This is a genomic window from Serratia sp. Ae19-1 (assembly GCF_059801225.1).
The window spans coordinates 956,855-979,609 of the sequence record NZ_JBCHWD010000001.1 but is presented as its reverse complement, the minus strand read 5'-3'; the positions used below and the strand labels follow the sequence as shown (position 1 = coordinate 979,609).

Below are 22,755 nucleotides of genomic sequence, written 5' to 3'. Positions count from 1 at the left end.
CCTCAGGAACCGGCCTGGGCGGCGCTCAGGGTATCCTGCGCCACCGGCTCGGCCGCCATGCCGTCACTCAGTTTGAGCTGGCCCGAGGTCACCACCCGCTCGCCTTCCTGCAGACCGCTGACGATCTCGACGCGCCCGTCATTGCGTTCGCCCACGGTGACCGAGACGCGCTTGACCACCATGCCCTTTTCACCCTGCTGCGCGACGAACACGGTATCGCCGTACGCCGTATAGGTCAGCGCCGTTTCCGGTACCGTCAGCACCGCCACGCGCTGTTGCTGCGTGACGCGAATGCCGGCGTACATGCCGGCCTTCAGCAATCCCTGGCGGTTAGTCAACGTCGCCTGCACCTGTACGGTGCGAGATTTGCCGATCATCGGATCGATAGCGGTAATAACGGCGGGGAAAGCGCGATCGGGATAGGCGCCGACCTGCACCGATACCGCCTGGCCCAACGCCAACCCGGCGCTGCTTTGTTCGTCCAGCGAGAAATTGACCCGCAGCGTATCGGCATCCACCAGGTTGGCCACCGCCTCGGCGGCGTTGAGGTATTGCCCTTCATGCACGCGGCGAATGCCGATGACGCCGGAGAACGGCGCGCGGATCGCCTTCTGGGCGATTTTGGCCTGCGTTTCCTGCACCGCACCGAGCGCCATATCCCGTTCAGCCAGCGCATCGTCCAACTGCTGCCGCGCGGTGGCGTTAAGGTTCATCAGCTTGCGCATGCGCCCCAGCAGCAGATCGGCATTGCGCAGCTGCGCCTGCAGGCGCACCAGCTCCGCTTGCTCGACCGCATCGTTGAGCTGCACCAGCAGTTGCCCCTGACGCACCGTTTGGCCGGACTCGAACAGAATGCGCGTGATGCGGCCGCTGGTCTCCGCCGCGACCTCCACCTGGCTGGCCGCTTCCAGCTCGCCCACGCCGGCATAGCTGCGCGCCGTTTGTTCACGCAGGGCCGACGCCAGCGCCACTTTTACCGGCGGATAGACCGGCGCGCCTTCGCTTTGCCGGGCGGTGGAGCGCATCGCTACCGCAGCGACGGCGACCGCCGCCAACAGTGCGGCAATAATGAGGTATCGTTTCATCATGTAACGGTTTCTTCCTGATTTTACAGCCAAAGCCATCCTTCCCCCGACGCAGCGCAGGCAGGTGACGAGAGATGCCGGTTGCCAAGCCCGGCTGGCTGCACTATAAAACCTCAGGTTAACTTGAGGTCAAGCTAAGGGATGTGGAATGGCAAGAAATGAACCGATTGACAACTATCGGCTGCTGACCGTGGGAGAGGTGGCGAAACGCAGTGGCGTAGCGGTGTCCGCTTTGCACTTTTACGAGAGCAAGGGGCTGATTCAGGCGACGCGCAACGCCGGCAACCAGCGCCGCTATACGCCGGTGGTGCTGCGTTACATCGCGGTGATCAAGATCGCGCAAAGCGCAGGCATTCCGCTGGAGGAGATCCGCGCCACGCTGGGCCGCTTTCCCGCCGGCAGCAAGCTGACCTCGGAGCAATGGGGCGTGTTGTCCTCCGCCTGGCGCAAAACGCTCGATGAGCGCATTCAACGGCTGACCATGCTGCGCGACCATCTCGACGGCTGCATCGGCTGCGGTTGCCTGTCGCTTGCCGACTGCCCGCTGCGTAACCCAAACGATATTCTGGGCCAACAGGGCACCGGCGCACAGATTCTCGAACATGGCGCCGGAAAGGACCGATGAGCGAGACGGCGGCTCACCGGTGCTTCCCAGCCCATTCCTCTCAGGGATAGATGATGTTCAACGTGGCCGAGGTGTTAATTTCCCCCTGCGTGACGCCATCGCGCTGATAAGGGTAATAATAAGCGCCCATGCCGATGATGAAGTGACTGTTCAGACTGCCGCCGGCGGCGACGTGAAACAGCGAGGTGGCGCCGCCGCGATCGACGTTGGAGGGCGACAACACCACCGGCGAGCTCGGCATGTCGCGCTTGACCAGCCGCAGCCCCACCCCTTGCGCACCGCCCGCATTGGCATTGGTCAGTACGCTGGCGTCAGAGGCCAGCAGGTTATTGCTGGACAGGAACATCTCTACGGCGCGATCGGCGATGCCTTCCTGCTGCATGTTCTGGCAGCTGATGGTGAGCGAGAACGGTGTGTAGCCGGGTTGGCTGTTATTCAGCACCTGCGCCACGCCCATTTTGGGCAACCTGACCGTCAGGCCGGCATTGTCGAAACGACAGGTGGTGGTTTTCGGCGCGTATTTGATGTTCATCGGCTGGCCGTACATGTCGCGATCGTCATAAGGCCAGTTGCCGGTAAGCAACCAGGTGAGCAGTTTCCCTACTTGTTCCAGCAGCCAGAACGGCAATTCCAGAATGCCGATACCGGTCACATCGCTCACCAGTAAAACGTCATCAAGCATCAAGGTATCGCCCGGCACCACCCGCCCATCCTTGGGTTTTTGCACCAGCGAATAACGAATGGTCATCGGCGAGTTTAACTCTGACGCGGAGTGTTCCCCGCGCCCCCTCAACGTTCTGTCGCTTATCTTGTTGGTGATTTCCGCTCGGACCCACTGTTGGCCGTTGTTAAAACCGAAAATCGCGGCCTGCGAATCTTTCGGCGAAAGCTTGATGGTGTAGGAAAAGTTGCTTTTGGACTTGCTGCAGTTAAATGTGCCGGTGTACTGGGTATTATATTGCGCCTCCCAGACCGGCGTATTGGCGCTCAGCTTGTCGGAGAGATCAACGAAAATCGGGGGCGCAAACTCCGCTCCTTTGCCATAGCAGGAAGCATAGCCATAGCCGCTGAACAGCCCGGACAGCAGCAGTAAAGAAATCAGCCTGATCATAGGTTCGATTATCCTGTATTAGCGGCAAACGCCGGGCGACGCATCCAGCGTCAGAGTAGGTTTGGCGATGCGGCAGCGGCCATCGCGCAGTTGCACCGTTAACGCCGTTGGCGGCTGTTCTGCGCGCAGATACAGCACGCTGGCCTGGCCGACAAAGCCTACCGACCGATCGTGTTCATCCAGCACTTCGGCGCCGAACGGCAGCGGCGCGCCATCGGCGCGTTGCGCCCGTTGCTGGAATGGCCGGCGTTGATCGGTTTCGAATTTCAGGTAGCTGACCGCGCCGTAGTAAGGCACGTGGTTGGCGACGTTGCCGCTGATTTCCGCCCCGCTGCTGTGGCCGGTATCCGATAGCGTGATCGAGTTTTGCCGGTACGGCGTGGCGTAGGGCACCAGCGCCAATCCTTGCGCGTTGGTGACGATGCTTTCGTCGCCGTTGACCATCAACCCCGCAGCCTGCGGCGCCTCCACCACCGTCATGGTGTTACCGATTTCGTTCGACGCCAGCAGATGCCAGGGGATCGCCACCAGGCTGCCGCGTGCGCTGAGGCCGCTCTGACGATAATCGTTGCCTTCGCTGTAGGAGACGCCCAGCGTCGAAGCGCGAGCGCGATAGGCCGCATTGACGCTGGCCATATTGTCACCGCCGCTGCGGTTGCTGCCGCTCAGCGAGTAACTCAGGCGGTTGGATTCCAGCGCGTTGCCGCTCAGGCTGACCGTGCTTTGCTGATAGTGAGAGTCCGTCGCCGACAGACCGGTGCTGAGATAGGCGTTGTTGTCGAATACCGACAGCGGCAGGCTGAATGACAGGTAATAGCGCGTCTCTTCTTCACGCTGGCTGTTGCGCACCCGGCTGGCGGAAACCGCGTAGCTGACGCGCCCCAGATTGTTGGAGTAGCCCAGCTGGTATTCGCGGCTCTTGGCGTTGGCCGTCCAGTAATCGCGCTGAGAGCCGGAGAAGAACAACGTGCCCCAGCCTTCGTTCAGGCGCTGGTTCAGGTTAAGCGTAAAGGTATTTTTCGGCCGCGCGGAACGCAGCGCATCCCAGGTGTTCATATCCAGTTCCGATACACCCTCTTCGTCGCGCCAGCGATCAAATTGCCGCTCCAGTTGGCGATAGCCGTCATTGGAGTAAATGGCGTCGGTAAAGCTGTAGTAACCGCGGGTGGAGTAACGGTAGGCCGCCAACGTGAAGTTGGTGGCGGTGACATCGAGAAATTTACTGTAGGCGATGCGAAAGCTCTGCCCGCTTTCGCGGCGATTTTTCAGACGGGTATCGGCATGCGTCAGATCGATGGACACCGCCCCAATCGGCAGGTTCCAGCCGCTGCCGAGCAGCCAGGCCTGATAATCGTCGCTCAAAATGCTGCCGGCATAGCCGGTCACCAGGTTATTGAAACCATACTGCAAGGTGCCTTGCACAAAGCCGGGATCGTAATCGGTATTGCTTTCGTTAACCTTGCCCGCCAGCACGCTGTATTGGCCGACACCCTGCTTCAACATGTTGGGCACGGCGGAAAACGGCACGCTGAACGACTGCTCGCGCCCATCCGCTTCTTTGACCGTCACCCACAGATCGCCCGCCGAGCCGGTAGGTTGAATGCTGTCGAGCGTAAAGGCGCCCGGCGGCACGTTTTCCTGATAGATGACGTTGCCGTTCTGCACCACTTTCACCAACGCGTTGGTTTGCGCCACGCCCCGAACGATCGGTGAAAAACCTTGCTGCGAGTTGGGGCGCATGCTGATGTCCGACGCCAGCGCCACCCCACGAATGCGCACCGAGTCGAACAGATCCCCCGGCGAATAAAAATCGCCGACGGTCAGGTTGGATTTGATGTCGGCGAAGCCGCGCTGCAGATAGCGCGTGTTGTTTTGCCAGTGACTACCACGCCCGCTGCCGTGGCGAAAGCTGCTGCTGTCGCGAAATTGCCAACCGGCCAGGTTGATCCCTGACTCCAGCCCGGTATAGAGATCGTCATTGCTGCTGCGATTGCCGTCGCCGTGCGTCTCTGCGTGATAGTAGGTCGCGTTGTAGGCCAGCGTCAGCGCTGAGATGCCGCGATTCCAAAAGGCGGGATCGACATACCCCGCCTCCGACCGGTTGACCCGCGCCTGCGGCACCGTCAACCGCAGGCTAAGCGCGCCGACGTCCATATCAAACCGCCCGCCCTGTACCAGCGTGGCGATTGGCAGCGTCTCCTGGGGCGCCTGAGGCGCCGGCAACCGGCTCAGATCGATGCCCAGCCGCTGCGCATCCCGGTAGTCGATTTGAATATCGTCGCGCTGGGCGCCAAACAGCAGCGCGTAGCGCCCTTTCCAGTCATGGTTGACATACACATCGATCTCCTGCCGGCCGGCAGGCATGTCATTGTTGAGATAAAAACGCGAAAGATCGGAATCGCGCGATTCGCCGGCCAGCAGCGAAGTATCGAACGTCACCGCCCAGGCCGTGTCCGGCAACAAGAATGAAGAGGCGGTCAGCAACGAGAGGACTTTTTTATTCAGCTTCATTGTTGTTCTTTCAGGTTAGTGTGCGGTGACGGCTTTAGACTTGTAAGCCCCCAGATCGTCGATATACATCAGGTCATAGCGGGCGTTTTTAGTGACCGATCGTTTGCTGGCGGCAAACTGGGTGGAAAACGGCGCAACCATGAGCGAGTCAACCAGCAAGTGTTTGTCCGCGCCCTGGCCGATATTCGCTATCGTGATGAAATACGGGCTGCTGTTGGTGACGTCGAACCCTTTGCCGTTGGCTTGCAGCGTCAGTTTTTCCAACGCGCTTTCTACGCCGCGGGTTAACGCCGGCGGACGGTAGAACAGTTTGATGCGCGACTTGATCGCCAGCTGCAGCGTGTTGGTGCCCTGCAGGTTTTCCGGCGTCGGCGGGATATCCAGCACGTTGAGATAGAACACCGATTCGCGATCCGCCGCCAACGCGGCGCCGACTTTCTGAATTCGCAGCTGCTGGCCGCTATTGCCGTTGACCTTCACCACCGGCGGCGACAGCAAAAACGGCACATTGGCGGTTTCCGGGGTGGAATTGATATCGCCGTCGTCGATCCAGGCCTGAACCAATGAGGGGTCGGCGCCATTGTTCAGCAGTTGGACAATCACGTCCTTGTTGTTTGCCGGATAAATAACCCGCGTCCCGTTAACCACCACGTTGGCCTGAGCGCCAACGGCAGTGAGCAGCAACGCCGCCATCATCAAGTATTTTTTCATCGTTCCCCCGAGTGGCCAGGCCCGGTCAGGGGCCTGGCGGTCAGCGTGATTACAGGTAAGAAATGGTGTAAGTCACGTTGGAGCTCAGAGCGCCCACTTTTGCCGCTTCGGCGTTGGTTTTGTAGTAGTACGCATCCAGCGTCAGAGTTTCCGAATCCGGCGCCGTTTTGTCGCCCATGATGTCGGTGACATACGGCACGTTCAGTTGGATCGGCGTAGAAGAACCGGTTTCCGCCAGAGAGAAGCCCACGTTCTTCGCGACGGAAGCGTCGTTCTCGTTGACCGAGTTGTTCAGCAAATATTTGCCGTCAGTGGAAATGTTATCCGCGGAGGAGAAGTAAATTTTCAGCGGGGTGCCTGCCGTGCCGGCCGCCGGCGAACAGCCGGAGAAGGTCAGCGAGAAGGACTTTTTGTTCTTGGTGATTGGCCCAACGGCGTTACCGGCATCGGTCACCGAGATCGGGCTCAGCGCTACGGTGAAATCCGCACTTTTGCCGCCGTTGATGGTACAGGTGGTGTCGGTAATGGCACCGGTAAAGTTAATGACGCCACCGGCGGAATTATCTTCAGCGAAAGCCATAGGCGCAGCGACCGCAGCCGCCATGATTGCAACAGAAAACATCTTCTTCATCATGATGATAAAACTCCATAACAGTTTGGTTTGAGAGAATAAATAAAGCGGCCGCTGCCGGCGGGATGAAACAGTCCCTCCCCGTAATACAGAGGCAAAAAAAATAGCGATCACATTCCTGTTTTTATAAAAACCAATAAATAACGTGATGCATCCACCAGGAATATAAGCGAGAAATAGCCCCCTACCTCTCTCCTATAAAACCGGAAGAAATCCCCAACAAATTATGCACCCGGTTTTCCAGCCCCATTTTGCGTAACGCACTGCATTTCTGCGTGCTGACGGTTTTTACGCTTTTATCCAACATTTTGGAAACCTGAGTCACCGTATAGCCAAAAGAAAGCAAATGGAGAGTTTCCGCCTCGCTTTCCGTCAGGCAATATTTCGCCGCGCGAACCGGTCTGCCATCTATCTTTTGGGGCGATGCTGAGCAACGGAGAATATCGGCCAGTAATAACGCCAGAGACTGGCTCATATTAGATACACTGTCCCGTTTGTCGAACACCACGACATCGTGCCAGAAGGATCGACATAGCAGGCGGCGCATCTCTTCCGTTGCAATAAAAAATTTAAGCCCGTGGATGGACGGTAATAAGGTTACCGCCACGCTGAAACGCAACATGCTTTTTACCGCGTCGTCAATAACCAGAATATCATGACAACGACTTCCCATTACCAATGGCAAATCGCCGTAACAGGTAATAACGTGTTCTTGATGATAAATCCTTGGCGTCAATATTCTCTTGACCGCCTCTCTGAAGAACAGATTTTCAGATACAATACCGACACGGAGCATATCCCCTCCATCCGTGGCTTAACCAGAACACGTCATCATCACTGAAAAAAACACTTTTACGGAAAATTCTTATTACCAGATAAACATAGAAAATAAGCCACATGCACAGGGAAGCCCTGTTCCGTACAGCCAGGATAATTCTGCACCAAACCGCCATCACTAGAAAGATTATTTTTTATAACAGAAATTTTAATCACAATAATCTAAAAATATTAAAATTATTAGCACAAACCACTTAAAACATCATTCATCACACTCGAGGTCAGACATTGCGCCCAGCGTAAAAATAAAAAACCAACCCGCTTCACTTGTGAATTCCGCCATAATCCTTGACCTCCTTGCCTTTTACCTAAATACTAGCCGCGCATTGGAAGCCTATATCCTTATAAAAACCTGCAAATATGAAATACATTATCGATCTCTGCGTGATCTATGACGCAAGCACCTGTTACCTCCAGCTTATTGATAACCATGAGTCATCAATACGAATATCCAACCCGGCATCACGACTGCTAATTGAAATGCTGACGCATCCAAACGTTCCATTAAAACGCGAGGTATTGATACAGAAGGTATGGGAAGAATACGGCTTTACCGGCTCGTCAATCAGCCTGAATGTCGCCGTGAGTGAAATAAGAAAAGCCTTCAAGCTGCTGGGAAGGGAGACGCCTCCCATAAAAACCATTGCCAAGGTCGGTTTTTGCTTTACCGCGTTGGTTGAAATACACTCCCTGCCTCTGGTAGAGGAAATACCGTCCCAGACGCCATTGCCGACCGAGACATTTCCTTCCCCACGCCGCAATAACGCGCTAAAAAGGCTGAGACTCTCCCCAACCGTCATTATTATCGGCCTGCTCTCCACACTATTGATGATGGCGATGTTCTATCCGATTGAATTTCCCAAGCAACTGCAGCAAGAATTAATTGCGCTGGGAAAACAAAACAACTGCACTCTGTATTCACTGGATGCCGAAAAACACATCGATAATGAAGCGGAAAAACGCATGGCGGGGAAGATATTGCAGCTCAGCAACGTAGATTGTAAGAAAATCAGCGCCGACGTCTATTTTTCGATGCGCAGACATACGCTGAGTTATGACACATTTCTCGGCGTTTGTTACCTGGGAAATGAACATCAATACACTCAGTGTGTGACCTATAAAATACTCAACGGTAAATAAATGACGGCCTTGCGCACCCCCAAAGCAGTGATTATCGGCTTGTCAGCCGCGATTATTCTTATTGTCATAGTCCGCGTCTTCACCCTGCGTCCCCCCTCCTACATCAACTGCAAGGCGGAGACGGTGACTCGGAAGCTGTTGGCTTCAGGCGACGCTCTCGATCTGAAAGTGTCGGGCAGCTTGTTCATTTACGATGAAGACAGGGCGGTGATCGTGCAACGCGGCGATATCACCCTCAGGGGTAAAACCTACAATCTGGACCAGAAACTCATCTTTAAACTCAAAAAAATAGGCGATGGCTTTTATATGACGACGCAACGTGAAGTGATCAAAAGCCCCGACGACAACGCACCGGATGAGCTCACCAAGGAGATCCCCATGATTTCTCTCGGCATTAAGAACGGGTTCTTTTCGATGCGAAAAGTACGGCAGGACGCCTATATCATGCACGGCGTGTTGTTCCCCGTCGCGATGTGCCGCTAACGGACGCTCATCGCGCAAACCAACAGGGACAGGAAAGGAAAATCAACAGGGGCGCTATCGTGACAAACGCCCCCGGCGGCAGCTACGCGCTTATTGAACCGAATTCTCCGCGCGGGTAATGCCATGTTTTTTCATCACCTCTTCCATGGTGAGATTCTCGTCATACGGCTTATCGTCCACCACGACGTCCTGCGGGCGCACATAAGGTTTAGTCGCGCGTTTGAACATCCACCACCATACGAATACCAGGAAAGCGCCGGACTTCAGGAAGATCATGGTCCATAGGGCGACTTGATACCAGTTCATCTCTGTCTCCATAAGAGCATTACGCAAAATTGATAAGGCGGCGTTGATTATTACGCCGGTCACGCCTGACAGCAGCAGGCAGCCGAACGGCCGACCTTGGTGACCGCATAATCTCACCGATGCGTGGCCCTTATCAATAGCCGAACGCGTTTCCTGCCAAAGCGCGCCGGTTTCTCCGCACGCAAAAGCAAAAAACCCCGCGCTCAGAGAGCGCGGGGTCAGAATGTATGGCGGAGGAGCAGAGATTCGAACTCTGGAACGGTTTCCCGTCGACGGTTTTCAAGACCGTTGCCTTCAGCCACTCGGCCACCCCTCCGCAACGACGCGCACTATAAACAGAGCTTATTCGCTTGTAAAGCCCGGCGGCGTTCAACCGCGCGAAAAATCGGCGACGCTCATGCAAGCGGCGAACAAACGCGCAGCCGCTCCCGCGCGGTTGCAATAATGATAACTAAGGGTAAAGATTGGTAAACAGACTTTAATCAAACGCTTGCGCTGCCTATCATCGGGATTATTTTGTGATGGCTTGATAAGAGAGAGCATTATGGACCGCATTGTCGTCTCGTCTTCCTCGCGCGACTCGCTGCTCAGCACGCATAAAGTCCTGCGCAACACCTATTTCCTGTTATCCCTGACGCTGGCTTTCTCGGCGTTGACCGCTACCGCCAGTACGATGCTGGGCCTGCCGGCGCCGGGCTTATTGCTGATGCTGGTCGGCTTCTACGGCCTGATGTTCCTGACGCATAAGCTGGCCAACAGCCCGGCGGGCATTCTGGCGGCGTTCGCGCTGACCGGGTTCATGGGATATGCCCTCGGCCCGATCCTCAGCTCGTTCCTGAACGCCGGCGCGGGCGATCTGATCATGCTGGCGCTGGGCGGCACCGCCGCGGTGTTCTTCTGCTGCTCGGCCTATGTGCTGACCACGCGCAAGGACATGTCGTTCCTGTCAGGCATGATGATGGCCGGTTTTGTGGTGCTGCTGGTGGCGGTGATCGCCAACCTGTTCCTGCAGATCCCTGCCCTGCATCTGGCGATCAGCGCGCTGTTCATTCTGTTCTCCGCCGGCGCTATCCTGTGGGAAACCAGCAACATCATTCACGGCGGCGAGACCAACTACATTCGCGCCACCGTTAGCCTGTACGTGTCGCTCTACAACATGTTCATCAGCCTGCTGAGCATTCTGGGCTTCGCCCGCAGCAACTGATAGCACGCTACGCATGCCTTCCAGGCCCCGCTCCGGCGGGGCTTTGTTTTTTGCGGCAGAAAAAATTTGCTAAACTGGCGGCCGTTCCGAATTATCCGTTATCGAGGCAGTATGTTGGAGTTTGAAGGTCAGGTTATCGACACTGACGCGCAGGGCTATCTGAAAAACAGCGCCGACTGGCATGAGGGCCTGGCGCCGCTGCTGGCCGCGCAGGAAGAAATCGTGCTCACCGAAGCACACTGGGAAGTGGTGCGCTTCGTGCGCGACTTCTATCAGGAATTCAATACTTCGCCGGCTATTCGTATGCTGGTCAAGGCCATGGCGCAGAAATACGGTGAGGAAAAAGGCAACAGCCGTTACCTGTATCGCCTGTTCCCGAAAGGGCCGGCCAAACAAGCCACCAAGATAGCCGGGTTGCCGAAGCCGGTGAAATGCATCTGATTGCGCCGCCCGCAGCGCAGCTGCAGGCGAGCGTTTAATAGCGAATGCCGAACCCGGCGTAATCGGCCACGCCCTGCGGCTCCACCAGCACGCGTTCGACACGCGCGCTGCGCGGGCCGCCCTGTTTCAACCATGCCACCAGCAGATCCACCTGGGCCTGAGCGCCACAGGCCACTACCTGAACGCTGCCGTCATCAAGGTTGCGCGCATAGCCGGTCACGCCCAGCGCCTCGGCCTGCCGCTGGGTGGAATAGCGAAACCCAACCCCCTGCACTACGCCATACACATACGCAGCAATGCAAACTTGTGTCATAATCGCCCCCTTAATTCAGTTTTCATTATGGCATTGCCGTGCCTTTGCACCGCCGTGTCACTCTTTCTATCCTAGCTGGCAGCATTATTAATTATGACCGTACGCCTGTTTCTCGCCAAAGGACGTGAAAAGTCCTTACTCCGTCGCCACCCTTGGGTGTTCTCCGGCGCCGTTCAACGCGTTGAGGGTAAAGCTCTCTCCGGTGAAACCATCGATATTCTCGACAGCCAGGGCAAATGGCTGGCTCGCGGTGCCTATTCGCCCGAGTCGCAGATCCGCGCACGCGTCTGGACCTTCCAGCAGGATGAAGAGATTAACATCGATTTCTTTATTCGACGCCTGCAGCAAGCGCAAAGCTGGCGTGATTGGGTCGCGCAGCGTGACGGTTTGGACGGATATCGCCTGATCGCCGGCGAGTCCGACGGCCTGCCGGGCATCACTATCGATCGCTTCCAGAATTTCCTGGTGCTGCAGCTGCTGTCCGCCGGCGCGGAATACCAGCGCCCGGCCCTGCTTTCCGCCCTGCAGCATTGCTACCCGGAATGTTCGATTTACGATCGCTCCGACGTCGCGGTGCGCAAGAAAGAAGGACTGCCGCTGGCGCAAGGCCCGGTATTGGGCGACCTGCCGCCTGAGCTATTGCCGATCACCGAACACGGCATGAAGCTGCTGGTGGACATTCAGCAAGGGCACAAGACCGGCTTCTATCTCGATCAGCGCGACAGCCGCCTGGCAGCGCGCAACTACTCCGCCGGCCGTCGGGTGCTGAACTGCTTCTCCTACACCGGCGCCTTCGCCGTTTCCGCTCTGATGGGCGACTGCGCGCAGGTGATCAGCGTGGATACCTCGCAGGCGGCGCTGGATATCGCCAAACAGAACGTCGAGCTCAACAAACTGGATTTGAACAAGGCGGAGTTCGTCCGCGACGACGTGTTCCAGCTGCTGCGCAACTACCGCACCCAGGGCGAGAAGTTCGACCTGATCATCATGGATCCGCCGAAATTCGTTGAGAACAAGAACCAGCTGGCCAGCGCCTGCCGCGGCTACAAGGACATCAACATGCTGGCGCTGCAGCTGCTGAACCCAGGCGGTATTCTGCTCAGCTTCTCTTGCTCCGGGCTGATGCCGACCGACCTGTTCCAGAAAATTTTGGCCGACGCCGCTGTAGATGCCGGACGTGATGTACAATTTATAGAGCAGTTCCGGCAGGCCGCCGATCACCCGGTGATCGCCACGTACCCTGAGGGGCTGTATCTGAAAGGCTTCGCTTGTCGGGTGATGTAACTTGAAATGCGCTGCCTTGCCCCCATATATGAGCAAGGCATTGTTTCTCAGGAGGTCATCATGATTGCCAGCAAATTCGGTATCGGACAACAGGTTAGACATAAACTGCTGGGGTATTTGGGCGTCGTGATCGATATCGACCCCGAATACTCTTTGGAACAACCCAAAGCTGACGAGATAGCGGCGAACGATGAACTGCGTTCCGCCCCTTGGTACCACGTGGTGATGGAGGACGAGGAAGGCCAACCGGTGCACACCTATCTGGCGGAAGCACAGCTGGATGGCGAGCCCCAGGAAGCCCACCCCGAGCAACCATCGCTGGATGAGCTGGCGGAATCCATCCGCCACCAGCTACAGGCGCCACGCTTGCGCAATTGACCGCGCCAAGACCTGAGAAACCCGAGAGGGCCTGGCATCGCGCCAGGCCCTTTTTATTCAGCGCTCCAGCCCCAAACGCGGGATGTCGATTTTCGGACAGCGATCCATCACCACCCGGAGCCCGGCCTGTTGTGCCAGCTCTGCCGCCTGGTCGTTAACTACTCCGATCTGCAGCCACAGCGCCTTGGCGCCGATCGCTATCGCCTCTTGCGCCACGCCGTACGCGGCCTGCGAATTGCGGAAAACATCGACCATATCCACCGGCTGCGGAATGTCTGCCAGCGTCGCGTAAACCTGCTGGCCCAACAGCGTCTGCCCCGCCAGCTTTGGGCTGACCGGGATCACCTGATACCCTTGCGCCAACAGATAAGCCATCACCCCATAGCTGGGCCGCGACGGATTATCGCTGGCGCCCACCAGCGCGATGGTTTGCACCTGCCGCAACAGCTCAACAATCTCTTGATCTTGCATCTTCAACTCCCGTTTATCACTGCGTCACTCTCCGTTTCGAGTGTAACCGATCGGCCTTCTCTCGGCTAAACGCAACGCGTGCGAAACTTCAGCGCGATCTTATGGTCTGAGGCTGTCGCGGTTCAGCTGTGCATGGTCGTGTCTAATCGCGATAAAATATGTGAAAATGTAAACAAAATACCCGATTGAAAAATTTTGACACAACCTGTGCCGTGTTCAACACTTAGAGCTACGTCACTTTATAAGGAGATAATGATGAAATTTGGTCTGGTGGTTGCGGCGTTGATCAGCATCAGCATGCCTGCCGCGGCTACGACCCTGAAACTCTCCCCGGACATCGACCTGCTGGTGGTCGACGGCAAGAAAATGACAGGTTCGTTGTTAAAAGGCGCCGACAGCCTTGAGCTGGATGGCGGGCAGCATCAATTGCTGTTTAAAGTGACCAAAACCCTACATTCTGGCCAGCATGCGCAAACCTATGTATCCCTGCCGCTGATCGCCACCTTCAATACGCAAAAGATCAGCCAGGTCGCGATCGAAATTCCGCGTATTGAGAACGATCGTGACGCGCAACGCTTTGACAAAACGCTGAATTACCTGGTGGTGGACAAAGGGGGCAACGCCCTGCCGTTCAAACAGGATGTGCTGCATCCCGACAGCGTGACTTTCAATGCCGATTTGGAAAAGGTGATGACGGATTACAACCGCCAAAACCGCCCGGCCTCCGTCCCGACCTTCGTGCAGACGAACGCCGGTAATGCCCCGGTATCCCCGCAGGCCAACTCACCGTTGAATGCCCCGACGGTGACGCTGAAAGGCGAAAACGTATCGGAGCAGATGCTGCAATACTGGTTCCAGCAAGCGGATAAGGAAACGCAAAAGCGTTTCCTGCGCTGGGCCAATAAGCAGCCGGTGCGCTGAACCCGCCTCGGCGCCTTTACCCGCAAAGGCGCCGTTTCTTCGCATTTTCTGGTGCAAACGCTAGGCAGTGAAAAACAGTTTCAGTAATCTGTCGCACATCCCCGATTAGCGAAGGACATCGAGATGGAATTGACCACCCGCACTATCGCCGCGCGCAAACACATTGCGCTGGTGGCGCACGATCACCGTAAACAGGCCCTGCTGGAGTGGGTAGAAAGCCACAAAACCATTCTGGCGCAGCACCAGCTGTATGCTACCGGCACCACCGGCAACCTGATCCAGCGCGCCAGCGGCATTCCTGTCACCAGCATGCTAAGTGGCCCGATGGGCGGCGATCAACAAGTCGGCGCACTGATTGCGGAAGGCAAGATAGACATGCTGATCTTCTTCTGGGATCCGCTGAATGCGGTGCCGCACGACCCGGACGTGAAGGCGTTGTTGCGGCTGGCGACCGTATGGAATATCCCGGTGGCCACCAACCGCTCAACCGCGGATTTTCTCATTGACTCTCCGCTGTTCAAAAGCGAAGTGGAGATCGCCATCCCCGACTATCAGCGCTATCTGCAAGATCGCCTGAAATAGTCCTCGCGGCCTGGCGGCCGCCAGGCCGGATGCTTAAGGCTTTTTCTGCGCCGGGACGCCAAGCTCCCGCAGGTGTTCAACGAACACCGAAGGACGTTCAGGATCCTGCAACAGCCAAACCTGATGTTTGGCTCGAGTCAATGCGACATACAGCAGGCGGCGCTCTTCAGCATCCGGGAAGTCCTCCGGCTGCGGCAGCAGCACCTCTTCCAACACCGACTCACGCGCCACGGCAGGGAAGCCGTCACGCCCGTCATGCAAACCGGCGATGATGACGTATTCCGCCTGTTGCCCCTTGCTGGCGTGGATGGTCATAAACTCCAAATCCAGCTTGGGCCAGCGGGTGGCTGCTTTCGCCAGCGCTTCCGGTTTCAGATGGTGATAACGCGCCAACACCAGGATACGCTCATCCGGCTTGGCATAACCGCTCAGCTTGTCCAACAAGGGCTCCAACTGCTCGTGCGGCAAGATCGCCACCGACTTTTTATTGCCCTTGCTCAGGCTGTTGAGCGGTTTTTTCAGCTGATGCGGATTCTGCTGCACGAACCGGTTAGCCACCTCGCCGATCCGCTCATTGAAACGATAAGTGGTATCCAGCGCGCACTGCGCCCCTTCGCCGAAGTTCGTGGCGAACGCTGTGGTTAACGTCAATTCTGCGCCGCTGAAGCGATAAATCGCCTGCCAGTCATCGCCCACCGCAAACAGGCAGGTCTGTTTGTTCTGCCGGCGCAGCGCCGCCAGCAACAGCGCGCGCTGCGGCGAGATATCCTGAAATTCATCGACCAGAATGTGTTTCCACGGGCTGACAAAGCGCCCCTTGTCGAGAATGTTGACCGCCTGATGGATAAGGCCGGAGAAATCCACCGCCCCCTCCTCTTTCAAGGCGCTTTTCCAGGCCTTAAGCAGCGGTGCCATCAGCCGGATACGTTTCGAGAACAGATCGCGAATCTCTTCATTCGCCTGCTCAATCATTTCCGCCTGGCTGCCGCCGTGCATGCGCATCAGCCCCAGCCAGCGCTCCAGCCGGCCCGCCAGCCTATCCGCCAGGCGTTTATCCTGCCAGAAGTCGCCTTCCGGCACGTCCCATTCCAGCTCTTCAGTCAACCATTGACGCCACCCCTTGGCCTGGGCTTTCTTCTCCGCGCACTGTTGGCGCCAGTGGGCAATCAGCAGCTCTTTGCGCACTTTGGCGTCGGTTTCCAACCGGCTGATGGCAGGTGCTTTACGACTGCCCTGCTGAATGATTTGCAGCGCCAATGCATGAAAGGTTTTGGCCTGAATGCCGACATCACCCAGGCGTTCTTTAATGCGGTCGTTCATTTCACCGGCGGCCTGACGGCCGAACGCCAACAGCAAAATTTGACCCGGCTCCGCCTCCTGACGACGCAACAGCCAGCCGGCGCGCGCCACCAGCACTGACGTTTTGCCGCTGCCGGCACCGGCCAGCACCAGCACGGAATCCTCGCCATTGACCACCGCACGGCTCTGAGACTCATTGAGCGGCGAACTCTCGACGGTCTGGAAGAAGTCATGATGCTGCTCCAGCATGCGCTCGGTCCATTGCCGGTTGCGTTGGTCGACGCTGCGCTGCCCTTGCTGCAGCCATTGCAGACACAGCTGATAGTCTGCGCGGCAGTTATCGAACGCCTCCAGGCGCGCCACCGGCATCGGCAGCGCGGAGAAAGCCTCGCGAATTTGCTGCTGCAGCTTGCCCAACTCAGACTTTTTGAACCACTTATCTTGTTGCTCGATGCGCTGGATCTGCGCCACCTGCTGTTGCAGCACGCCGGCGCTGATCTCGCTCATTTCGGCGCTCCACTGCTGCCACGCCTGCTGCAGATAGTGATAAAAACGCTGAGTTTCCTGCCATTCGGTGCCGTGCAGCCGCACCACTTTTTCGTCCGGCAGCTCAAATTCCAGCTCGCCCCAGACGATGCCGCGCTTGCACCTGACCTGAATCAATTGATTGAAGGGGATCAGGTATTCATGTTTTTCCCCGCTCACCTCAACACCGGCGTGCAGCAACCGCACGCGGTTATAAGGGTGCTGAGCCAGGTGTTTCCCCAGCGATGTCGCTTTAAGTTCCATATCGTCGCGCCATGACTATGTTGAGATTAAATAACGGATATCTGCCAGTTTACCTGCGATAAGCAGTGGCACTCTAGCGCTAAAAAAAGGGTAGAATAGATTTTGCGTTTTTATCGTGAATACGCCCGCATCGCGGTTTGGCCATCATTAGAGCAGAATGACGTCTATGCGTACTGTACTGAATATTCTTAATTTTGTGTTGGGCGGTTTCGTCACCACGTTCGGCTGGCTCATCGCCACGGTGTTCAGCGTGCTGCTGGTCATCACATTGCCGCTTACCCGCTCCTGCTGGGAAATCACCAAGCTGTCACTGGTGCCGTTCGGCAACGAGGCGATACACGTCGATGAACTGTACCCGGAGAAAAGCAATACTCTGCTCTCCGCCGGCGGTTCGCTGCTCAACATTATCTGGCTGGTGCTGTTCGGCTGGTGGCTGTGCCTGTCGCACATCGCCGCCGGTATCGTGCAGTGCATTTCGATCATTGGCATTCCGGTCGGCATCGCCAACTTCAAAATTGCCGCCATCGCACTGTGGCCGGTGGGACGCCGCGTCGTCTCGGTAGAAATGGCTCAGCAAGCCCGTATTGAGAATGCTCGCCGCCAATATCAACAGCGTTAATTTTTTCTCCGTTTGAGGAGTTTTTCGTGCTCTCTTTTGCACCCGCAGTTCGTCGATATACCTACAACAGCAACCTGCTGTACCACCTGCGCATCCTTATTGCGCTGACCGGCACCACCGCCGTTCCCTGGTGGCTGGGCATTCCCAAGCTGACCATCCCGCTCACGCTGGGCGTGGTGGCGGCGGCCCTGACTGATTTGGACGATCGCCTGGCCGGCCGGCTGCGCAATCTGCTGATCACCCTGGTATGTTTCTTTATCGCCTCCGCCTCGATCGAGCTGCTGTTCCCCTATCCCTGGTTATTCGCCCTGGGCTTAACCACGTCGACCTGCGGTTTTATTCTTCTTGGCGCCCTGGGGCAACGTTACGCCACCATCGCCTTCGGCGCGCTGCTGATCGCGGTTTACACCATGCTCGGCACCGCCATGTACGATGCCTGGTATCAACAGCCGCTGCTGCTGGTGATCGGCGCACTGTGGTATAACCTGCTGACGCTGGCAGGCCACCTGTTGTTTCCTATCCGGCCGCTGCAAGAGAACCTGGCGCGCTGCTACGATCAATTGGCCAACTATCTGGACGCCAAAGCCAACCTGTTCGATCCCGATGCCGAGCGCGACGCCGACCTGCCGTGGATGGATGTCGCGATGGCCAACAGCGCCTTGGTTGCATTGCTCAATCAAACCAAAGCCTCGCTGTTGACGCGCCTGAAAGGCGATCGCGGCCAGCGCGGCACTCGCCGCACCTTGCACTACTATTTTGTCGCCCAAGATATCCACGAACGCGCCAGCTCTTCCCACGTTCAGTATCATGCGCTCAGCCGACAATTCCGACACAGCGACATTCTGTTCCGCTTCCAGCGGTTGCTGAGCATGCAGGCGCGCGCCTGTCGCCAGCTGGCGCAATCCATCCTGTTACGGCAAAAGTACCAGCACAACCCGCGTTTTGAGCCGGCGTTCAACCGCATTCAGGAAGCCTTGACGCGCATCGCCGAAACCCAGGGTAATGCCGAGCAAGCCAAGGCGTTGGCGCATCTGCTGAAAAACCTGCATGCGATCGATGCGCAGTTGGCCAATATCGAATCAGAGCAGACATTGGCCAGCGGGCAGGCGGAAGAGAACAGCCTGGCCGACGACCGCTTAACCGGCTGGAGCGACATCCGCCTGCGCATCAGCCGCCATTTAACGCCCCAATCGGCCCTGTTCCGTCACGCCATCCGCATGTCGGCAGTGCTGTGCGTAGGCTACGCCTTCATTCAATTCACCGGCATGCAGCACGGCTACTGGATCCTGTTGACCAGCCTGTTCGTCTGCCAGCCGAACTATAACGCCACCCGCCGGCGCCTGGCGCTGCGCATCATCGGCACCCTGGCCGGCATACTGATCGGTTTGCCAATCCTCTATTTCGTACCTTCAGTGGAAGGGCAGCTGGTGTTGATCGTTATCACCGGGATTCTGTTCTTCGCTTTCCGCACCGTGCAATATGCCCACGCCACCATGTTTATCACGCTGCTGGTATTATTGTGCTTTAACCTGTTGGGCGAAGGGTTCGAAGTGGCTGCCCCGCGCGTTTACGACACGTTGCTGGGCTGCGCCATCGCCTGGGCGGCGGTCAGCTTTATCTGGCCGGACTGGAAATTCCGCCAGTTGCCGGTGGTGGTGGATAAAACGCTGAATGCCAACTGCCGCTATCTGGACGCCATTCTGGTGCAATATCATCAGGGTAAGGATAACGGCCTCGCCTACCGCATTGCGCGGCGGGACGCCCACAACAGCGACGCCGAATTGGCTTCGGTCATCTCTAACATGTCCGCCGATCCCAAAGCCGACAAGGCCCTGCAGGAGGCGGCCTTCCGCCTGCTCTGCCTGAACCACACTCTTCTGAGCTATATCTCGGCATTGGGGGCGCATCGCGAGCGGCTGGGTACCCCCGCCACGCTCGATCTGCTCAATGACGCTGTGTGTTACGTGGATGGTGCCTTGCATCAGGAAGAGCAGAACAGCCAGCGGGTTGCGCAGGCGTTGGAGCAGCTGGCTGAGCGCATTCGCAAAGCCGTTCCTGAGCCGGAAAGCAAAGAACAGTTGGTCCTGCAGCAGGTGGGGCTGATGCTCGAACTTCTGCCGGAGCTCACCGCGCTGCACGCCCAAATTAATAAGGCAACCTAATGTTCAGGGCCTGATCGACGGGCCCTGAATCACCGGTTCATGTCCGTGACGGCGCATCGCCATCGTATGTTCGAACCAGCGCACCAGCTCGTTACGCAATTCGGCCGGCAACGCCGCCTGGTGATAGCCGGCTATCGCGCCCCCCAGCGACAGCAAGACTCGCAGCCCCAGATTGGTCTGCTGTTGCAGTAAACGCAGATAGCTGCGCTTGGCACCTTGCAATCGGAGATCATAGGCGTTGCGAATACCCGCTCGCCACAGCAGACGCTCCATATTGACGTCAATATTCGGCAGCGCCTTCAACCTGCCGTGATCGCCGGCCTTGAGCCTTTGCTCCCGGCGCGCCTCTCTGACCGCCTGCCAAGCCAGCCCGACCAGCTCGTTGCACTCGCGCCACAGCGACTCGTCGACCCAGTAATAACGCAGTGTGATCGGCACGCCCCGCTTGGAATAGACCATGTTGACCATTCCCCGTGCGCGAAACACCGGCTCCATGCTCGCCGTTGCTCGCAAATACAGCTCGCCTTCTGCGATCACGGCGAACATGACCCCTTCAGCCAGCAGGCCGTAGCCGCCAAACTGCGATCGCGTGGTGATGGCCCCCAGCGCCGCAAAGCAATTTTTAGCCTGCGCGATTCTACTCGTCGACATCCTTTTCATAGCGTTTCTCCGTTTTAGGTTCTGGTCGTAATATTTCTCTCATCAATGAAAAAAGTAACGTGAACAACTAATTAGAAAAATACGCACTATCCGTCCGCCTGCCAATCCCAAACAAACCCCGGTATAAAAAATGTTCGTAATTATGCGAGCCGCTACGAAAATTTGGGTTGATCTTATCCTAAATCAGGGATACTGTATAAACATACAGTAACACGACGGGCGGGAACTCAATGCGTACTCAATCACTCTACCAACCTCATTTCGGCCAAGGCGCTTTTACAGCGCGCAACGTTGCGAAGAACACGGATGTCGGCAAAGAGAATGGCTTGATCAGTGAACTTGTTTACAACGAACGCCAGCCCGCCGTGGCTCAATTGTTGTTGCCCTTGTTGCAGCAATTGGGCAAGCAGTCTCGCTGGCTTTTATGGCTGACGCCGCAGCAAAAATTAAGCAAGCAATGGCTGCAGCAATCCGGCCTGCCGGTGGATAAAATGGTGCAGCTAAGCCAAATCAGCCCGGTAAATACGGTTGAGGCGATGGAAAAAGCGCTGCAAACGGGAAATTACAGCGTGGTTCTCGGCTGGTTGCCCGAGCTAACGGAGGAGGATCGTCTAAAATTAAGACGTGCGGCAGAATTGGGTAATGCCTACGGGTTTATCATGCGTCCTCAACGTGACATTGGCCCGACTCACGGACACTGTTCCACCCTAAAAATTCACTCTTCTTTGTATCATTAAGTAAATTTAGGATTTTTCCCATCATTTTCGCACCCCGTGAAGGGAACCTTTGCGGGGTCAGGCAGAAAGCTAGTCCGGCTGCGGTTTGGCACGAAAAAACGCCCGGTGAATCGCCGTTTTTTTAGGCGAAGAATGTTAGCAAATATGTACGATTCCGCGTTTTTTTTTAGAGCCTTATCACATCACACTTGTAACTTTCGCGCCACGTTGTAGACTTTACATCGCCAAGGTTGCTCTATAACGCCAGAAAAACTGGCGAGTAACAAACGAGGGCTTAAACCTTGGCGAAGGAATTTAACCAAGGGCTTAAAACAGCTTTAAAGCTCATTGCCTATTTGGATGATAACGAGGCGCAAAATGAAAAAGACAGCTATCGCATTAGCAGTGGCACTGGCAGGTTTCGCTACCGTAGCGCAAGCCGCTCCAAAAGATAACACCTGGTACACCGGTGCTAAACTGGGCTGGTCCCAGTACCACGACACTGGTTTCTACGGTAACGGTTACCAGAACGGTATCGGCAACGGCCCAACCCACAAAGATCAGCTGGGTGCAGGCGCGTTCCTGGGCTACCAGGCAAACCAATACCTGGGCTTCGAACTGGGCTATGACTGGCTCGGCCGCATGCCTTACAAAGGCAGCGTGAACAACGGTGCTTTCAAAGCACAGGGCGTTCAACTGGCCGCTAAACTGAGCTACCCAATTGCTGACGATCTGGACATCTACACTCGTCTGGGTGGTATGGTATGGCGCGCAGACTCCAAAGCTAACTACGGCAACGGCACTCGCCTGAGCGACCACGACACCGGCGTTTCTCCGCTGGCTGCTGTTGGTGTTGAATACGCACTGACCAAAAACTGGGCTACCCGCCTGGACTACCAGTTCGTAAGCAACATCGGTGACGCAGGTACCGTTGGCGCGCGTCCAGACAACACCATGCTGAGCCTGGGCGTTTCTTACCGCTTCGGTCAGGATGACGTAGTTGCTCCAGTTGCTCCAGCTCCAGCTCCGGCTCCAGTTGTTGAAACCAAGCGTTTCACTCTGAAGTCTGACGTGCTGTTCAACTTCAACAAAGCAACTCTGAAGCCACAAGGTCAGCAGGCTCTGGATCAGCTGTACACCCAGCTGAGCTCCATGGATCCTAAAGACGGTTCCGTAGTTGTTCTGGGTTACACCGACGCCGTTGGTTCTGCTCAGTACAACCAGAAACTGTCTGAAAAACGCGCACAAAGCGTTGTTGACTACCTGGTCTCCAAAGGCATCCCGTCAGACAAAATCTCTGCACGTGGCATGGGCAAAGCTGATCCAGTTACAGGCAACACCTGTGGCTACAAAGCTGGCCGCGCTACCAAAGCTCAGATCGACTGCCTGGCACCAGATCGTCGCGTAGAGATCGAAGTTAAAGGTATCAAAGACGTTGTAACTCAGCCTCAGGGCTAAGTTTACTCGCTTAGTAAA

Annotated in this window: 24 protein-coding genes and 1 tRNA gene; 13 read left to right on the top strand and 12 right to left on the bottom strand. The window is 56.7% G+C overall.

Going from position 1 to position 22,755, the window contains the following annotated elements; translation table 11 throughout:
* Positions 1–2: 2 nt before the first annotated feature.
* Positions 3–1,088, bottom strand: a complete 1,086-nt coding sequence (locus AAIE04_RS04705) for an efflux RND transporter periplasmic adaptor subunit (RefSeq protein WP_498576581.1) — start codon at positions 1,086–1,088, stop codon at positions 3–5.
* Positions 1,089–1,233: 145 nt separating this feature from the next.
* On the opposite strand from AAIE04_RS04705, the gene soxR reads away from it, so the two are divergent.
* A complete protein-coding gene (soxR, locus tag AAIE04_RS04700) occupies positions 1,234–1,710 on the top strand; it encodes a redox-sensitive transcriptional activator SoxR (protein ID WP_019456251.1) in 477 nt (158 codons plus the stop codon).
* A gap of 40 nt (positions 1,711–1,750) precedes the next feature.
* Here the strand turns inward: soxR and AAIE04_RS04695 are convergent, their stop codons facing one another.
* From AAIE04_RS04695 to AAIE04_RS04675, 5 genes are all read right to left on the bottom strand, one after another.
* Positions 1,751–2,821 carry a fimbrial protein gene (locus AAIE04_RS04695; RefSeq protein WP_498576580.1) on the bottom strand — a complete coding sequence of 357 codons (1,071 nt, stop codon included), beginning with the start codon at positions 2,819–2,821 and terminating at the stop codon, positions 1,751–1,753.
* An 18-nt stretch (positions 2,822–2,839) separates the two neighbouring features.
* Positions 2,840–5,332 (bottom strand): fimbria/pilus outer membrane usher protein, encoded by a 2,493-nt coding sequence (locus AAIE04_RS04690; protein ID WP_019456253.1) that lies wholly within the window; start codon positions 5,330–5,332, stop codon positions 2,840–2,842.
* 15 nt (positions 5,333–5,347) lie between these two features.
* Positions 5,348–6,043 (bottom strand): fimbrial biogenesis chaperone, encoded by a 696-nt coding sequence (locus tag AAIE04_RS04685; protein WP_063919152.1) that lies wholly within the window; start codon positions 6,041–6,043, stop codon positions 5,348–5,350.
* Positions 6,044–6,092: 49 nt separating this feature from the next.
* Complete coding sequence (locus tag AAIE04_RS04680; protein ID WP_498576579.1) at positions 6,093–6,677, bottom strand: fimbrial protein; 585 nt, start codon at positions 6,675–6,677, stop codon at positions 6,093–6,095.
* Positions 6,678–6,858: 181 nt separating this feature from the next.
* Positions 6,859–7,470 (bottom strand): helix-turn-helix transcriptional regulator, encoded by a 612-nt coding sequence (locus AAIE04_RS04675; protein ID WP_498576578.1) that lies wholly within the window; start codon positions 7,468–7,470, stop codon positions 6,859–6,861.
* Between the two features lie 401 nt (positions 7,471–7,871).
* On the opposite strand from AAIE04_RS04675, the gene AAIE04_RS04670 reads away from it, so the two are divergent.
* Both AAIE04_RS04670 and AAIE04_RS04665 read left to right on the top strand, forming a co-directional pair.
* The gene (locus AAIE04_RS04670; protein ID WP_498576577.1) at positions 7,872–8,651 is read left to right on the top strand and encodes a winged helix-turn-helix domain-containing protein; all 780 of its coding nucleotides are present in this window, start codon (positions 7,872–7,874) and stop codon (positions 8,649–8,651) included.
* Positions 8,652–9,134: a FidL-like protein gene (locus AAIE04_RS04665; protein WP_019456258.1), complete on the top strand. Its 483-nt coding sequence runs from the start codon at positions 8,652–8,654 to the stop codon at positions 9,132–9,134. It begins immediately after the preceding gene.
* A 90-nt stretch (positions 9,135–9,224) separates the two neighbouring features.
* Here AAIE04_RS04665 and AAIE04_RS04660 read toward each other — a convergent pair whose 3' ends face one another.
* Positions 9,225–9,440 (bottom strand): hypothetical protein, encoded by a 216-nt coding sequence (locus AAIE04_RS04660; protein ID WP_019456259.1) that lies wholly within the window; start codon positions 9,438–9,440, stop codon positions 9,225–9,227.
* Positions 9,441–9,668: 228 nt separating this feature from the next.
* Positions 9,669–9,756, bottom strand: a tRNA-Ser gene (locus AAIE04_RS04655).
* Positions 9,757–9,984: 228 nt separating this feature from the next.
* Between AAIE04_RS04655 and yccA the strand changes: the two genes are divergently transcribed.
* Both yccA and tusE read left to right on the top strand, forming a co-directional pair.
* Positions 9,985–10,644 carry an FtsH protease modulator YccA gene (yccA, locus tag AAIE04_RS04650; RefSeq protein WP_004928091.1) on the top strand — a complete coding sequence of 220 codons (660 nt, stop codon included), beginning with the start codon at positions 9,985–9,987 and terminating at the stop codon, positions 10,642–10,644.
* A gap of 111 nt (positions 10,645–10,755) precedes the next feature.
* Positions 10,756–11,085: a sulfurtransferase TusE gene (tusE, locus tag AAIE04_RS04645; RefSeq protein WP_004928095.1), complete on the top strand. Its 330-nt coding sequence runs from the start codon at positions 10,756–10,758 to the stop codon at positions 11,083–11,085.
* 34 nt (positions 11,086–11,119) lie between these two features.
* Here tusE and yccX read toward each other — a convergent pair whose 3' ends face one another.
* Positions 11,120–11,398 (bottom strand): acylphosphatase, encoded by a 279-nt coding sequence (yccX, locus tag AAIE04_RS04640; RefSeq protein WP_498576576.1) that lies wholly within the window; start codon positions 11,396–11,398, stop codon positions 11,120–11,122.
* A 93-nt stretch (positions 11,399–11,491) separates the two neighbouring features.
* Here yccX and rlmI point away from each other — a divergent pair, with 93 nt between their 5' ends.
* Both rlmI and hspQ read left to right on the top strand, forming a co-directional pair.
* Positions 11,492–12,682, top strand: coding sequence for a 23S rRNA (cytosine(1962)-C(5))-methyltransferase RlmI (rlmI, locus tag AAIE04_RS04635; RefSeq protein WP_063919149.1), 1,191 nt, complete (start codon positions 11,492–11,494; stop codon positions 12,680–12,682).
* 60 nt (positions 12,683–12,742) lie between these two features.
* Positions 12,743–13,060 carry a heat shock protein HspQ gene (gene hspQ, locus AAIE04_RS04630; RefSeq protein WP_004928104.1) on the top strand — a complete coding sequence of 106 codons (318 nt, stop codon included), beginning with the start codon at positions 12,743–12,745 and terminating at the stop codon, positions 13,058–13,060.
* A 57-nt stretch (positions 13,061–13,117) separates the two neighbouring features.
* Here hspQ and AAIE04_RS04625 read toward each other — a convergent pair whose 3' ends face one another.
* On the bottom strand, positions 13,118–13,531 hold the full coding sequence (locus AAIE04_RS04625; RefSeq protein ID WP_019454497.1) for a CoA-binding protein: 414 nt from the start codon (positions 13,529–13,531) through the stop codon (positions 13,118–13,120).
* 255 nt (positions 13,532–13,786) lie between these two features.
* On the opposite strand from AAIE04_RS04625, the gene AAIE04_RS04620 reads away from it, so the two are divergent.
* Both AAIE04_RS04620 and AAIE04_RS04615 read left to right on the top strand, forming a co-directional pair.
* A complete protein-coding gene (locus AAIE04_RS04620; protein WP_498576638.1) occupies positions 13,787–14,452 on the top strand; it encodes a DUF2057 family protein in 666 nt (221 codons plus the stop codon).
* A gap of 123 nt (positions 14,453–14,575) precedes the next feature.
* Entirely contained in the window at positions 14,576–15,034 is a 459-nt protein-coding gene (locus tag AAIE04_RS04615; protein ID WP_015377363.1) for a methylglyoxal synthase, read from the top strand.
* 33 nt (positions 15,035–15,067) lie between these two features.
* Here the strand turns inward: AAIE04_RS04615 and helD are convergent, their stop codons facing one another.
* Entirely contained in the window at positions 15,068–17,122 is a 2,055-nt protein-coding gene (helD, locus tag AAIE04_RS04610; RefSeq protein WP_498576575.1) for a DNA helicase IV, read from the bottom strand.
* 166 nt (positions 17,123–17,288) lie between these two features.
* Here helD and AAIE04_RS04605 point away from each other — a divergent pair, with 166 nt between their 5' ends.
* A complete protein-coding gene (locus AAIE04_RS04605; RefSeq protein ID WP_025159665.1) occupies positions 17,289–17,741 on the top strand; it encodes a YccF domain-containing protein in 453 nt (150 codons plus the stop codon).
* 26 nt (positions 17,742–17,767) lie between these two features.
* Positions 17,768–19,903 carry a YccS family putative transporter gene (yccS, locus tag AAIE04_RS04600; RefSeq protein WP_498576574.1) on the top strand — a complete coding sequence of 712 codons (2,136 nt, stop codon included), beginning with the start codon at positions 17,768–17,770 and terminating at the stop codon, positions 19,901–19,903.
* 3 nt (positions 19,904–19,906) lie between these two features.
* Here yccS and AAIE04_RS04595 read toward each other — a convergent pair whose 3' ends face one another.
* Positions 19,907–20,563 carry a TfoX/Sxy family DNA transformation protein gene (locus AAIE04_RS04595; RefSeq protein WP_025159666.1) on the bottom strand — a complete coding sequence of 219 codons (657 nt, stop codon included), beginning with the start codon at positions 20,561–20,563 and terminating at the stop codon, positions 19,907–19,909.
* Positions 20,564–20,793: 230 nt separating this feature from the next.
* On the opposite strand from AAIE04_RS04595, the gene sulA reads away from it, so the two are divergent.
* Positions 20,794–21,300 carry an SOS-induced cell division inhibitor SulA gene (gene sulA / locus AAIE04_RS04590; protein ID WP_074054581.1) on the top strand — a complete coding sequence of 169 codons (507 nt, stop codon included), beginning with the start codon at positions 20,794–20,796 and terminating at the stop codon, positions 21,298–21,300.
* Positions 21,301–21,657: 357 nt separating this feature from the next.
* Positions 21,658–22,737 (top strand): porin OmpA, encoded by a 1,080-nt coding sequence (ompA, locus tag AAIE04_RS04585; protein WP_025159667.1) that lies wholly within the window; start codon positions 21,658–21,660, stop codon positions 22,735–22,737.
* Positions 22,738–22,755: the final 18 nt, after the last annotated feature.

What these genes read in the sequence shown, in the direction of transcription:
- rlmI (WP_063919149.1), top strand. Translation starts at nt 11,492, where the DNA reads ATGACCGTACGCCTGTTTCTCGCCAAAGGACGTGAAAAGTCCTTACTC.
- soxR (WP_019456251.1), top strand. Translation starts at nt 1,234, where the DNA reads ATGGCAAGAAATGAACCGATTGACAACTATCGGCTGCTGACCGTGGGA.
- AAIE04_RS04620 (WP_498576638.1), top strand. Translation starts at nt 13,787, where the DNA reads ATGAAATTTGGTCTGGTGGTTGCGGCGTTGATCAGCATCAGCATGCCT.
- AAIE04_RS04675 (WP_498576578.1), bottom strand. Translation starts at nt 7,470, where the DNA reads ATGCTCCGTGTCGGTATTGTATCTGAAAATCTGTTCTTCAGAGAGGCG.
- tusE (WP_004928095.1), top strand. Translation starts at nt 10,756, where the DNA reads ATGTTGGAGTTTGAAGGTCAGGTTATCGACACTGACGCGCAGGGCTAT.
- ompA (WP_025159667.1), top strand. Translation starts at nt 21,658, where the DNA reads ATGAAAAAGACAGCTATCGCATTAGCAGTGGCACTGGCAGGTTTCGCT.
- AAIE04_RS04625 (WP_019454497.1), bottom strand. Translation starts at nt 13,531, where the DNA reads ATGCAAGATCAAGAGATTGTTGAGCTGTTGCGGCAGGTGCAAACCATC.
- AAIE04_RS04695 (WP_498576580.1), bottom strand. Translation starts at nt 2,821, where the DNA reads ATGATCAGGCTGATTTCTTTACTGCTGCTGTCCGGGCTGTTCAGCGGC.
- yccX (WP_498576576.1), bottom strand. Translation starts at nt 11,398, where the DNA reads ATGACACAAGTTTGCATTGCTGCGTATGTGTATGGCGTAGTGCAGGGG.
- helD (WP_498576575.1), bottom strand. Translation starts at nt 17,122, where the DNA reads ATGGAACTTAAAGCGACATCGCTGGGGAAACACCTGGCTCAGCACCCT.
- AAIE04_RS04670 (WP_498576577.1), top strand. Translation starts at nt 7,872, where the DNA reads ATGAAATACATTATCGATCTCTGCGTGATCTATGACGCAAGCACCTGT.
- sulA (WP_074054581.1), top strand. Translation starts at nt 20,794, where the DNA reads ATGCGTACTCAATCACTCTACCAACCTCATTTCGGCCAAGGCGCTTTT.
- AAIE04_RS04615 (WP_015377363.1), top strand. Translation starts at nt 14,576, where the DNA reads ATGGAATTGACCACCCGCACTATCGCCGCGCGCAAACACATTGCGCTG.
- AAIE04_RS04680 (WP_498576579.1), bottom strand. Translation starts at nt 6,677, where the DNA reads ATGATGAAGAAGATGTTTTCTGTTGCAATCATGGCGGCTGCGGTCGCT.
- yccA (WP_004928091.1), top strand. Translation starts at nt 9,985, where the DNA reads ATGGACCGCATTGTCGTCTCGTCTTCCTCGCGCGACTCGCTGCTCAGC.
- AAIE04_RS04685 (WP_063919152.1), bottom strand. Translation starts at nt 6,043, where the DNA reads ATGAAAAAATACTTGATGATGGCGGCGTTGCTGCTCACTGCCGTTGGC.
- AAIE04_RS04660 (WP_019456259.1), bottom strand. Translation starts at nt 9,440, where the DNA reads ATGAACTGGTATCAAGTCGCCCTATGGACCATGATCTTCCTGAAGTCC.
- AAIE04_RS04690 (WP_019456253.1), bottom strand. Translation starts at nt 5,332, where the DNA reads ATGAAGCTGAATAAAAAAGTCCTCTCGTTGCTGACCGCCTCTTCATTC.
- AAIE04_RS04595 (WP_025159666.1), bottom strand. Translation starts at nt 20,563, where the DNA reads ATGAAAAGGATGTCGACGAGTAGAATCGCGCAGGCTAAAAATTGCTTT.
- AAIE04_RS04605 (WP_025159665.1), top strand. Translation starts at nt 17,289, where the DNA reads ATGCGTACTGTACTGAATATTCTTAATTTTGTGTTGGGCGGTTTCGTC.
- AAIE04_RS04705 (WP_498576581.1), bottom strand. Translation starts at nt 1,088, where the DNA reads ATGATGAAACGATACCTCATTATTGCCGCACTGTTGGCGGCGGTCGCC.
- hspQ (WP_004928104.1), top strand. Translation starts at nt 12,743, where the DNA reads ATGATTGCCAGCAAATTCGGTATCGGACAACAGGTTAGACATAAACTG.
- AAIE04_RS04665 (WP_019456258.1), top strand. Translation starts at nt 8,652, where the DNA reads ATGACGGCCTTGCGCACCCCCAAAGCAGTGATTATCGGCTTGTCAGCC.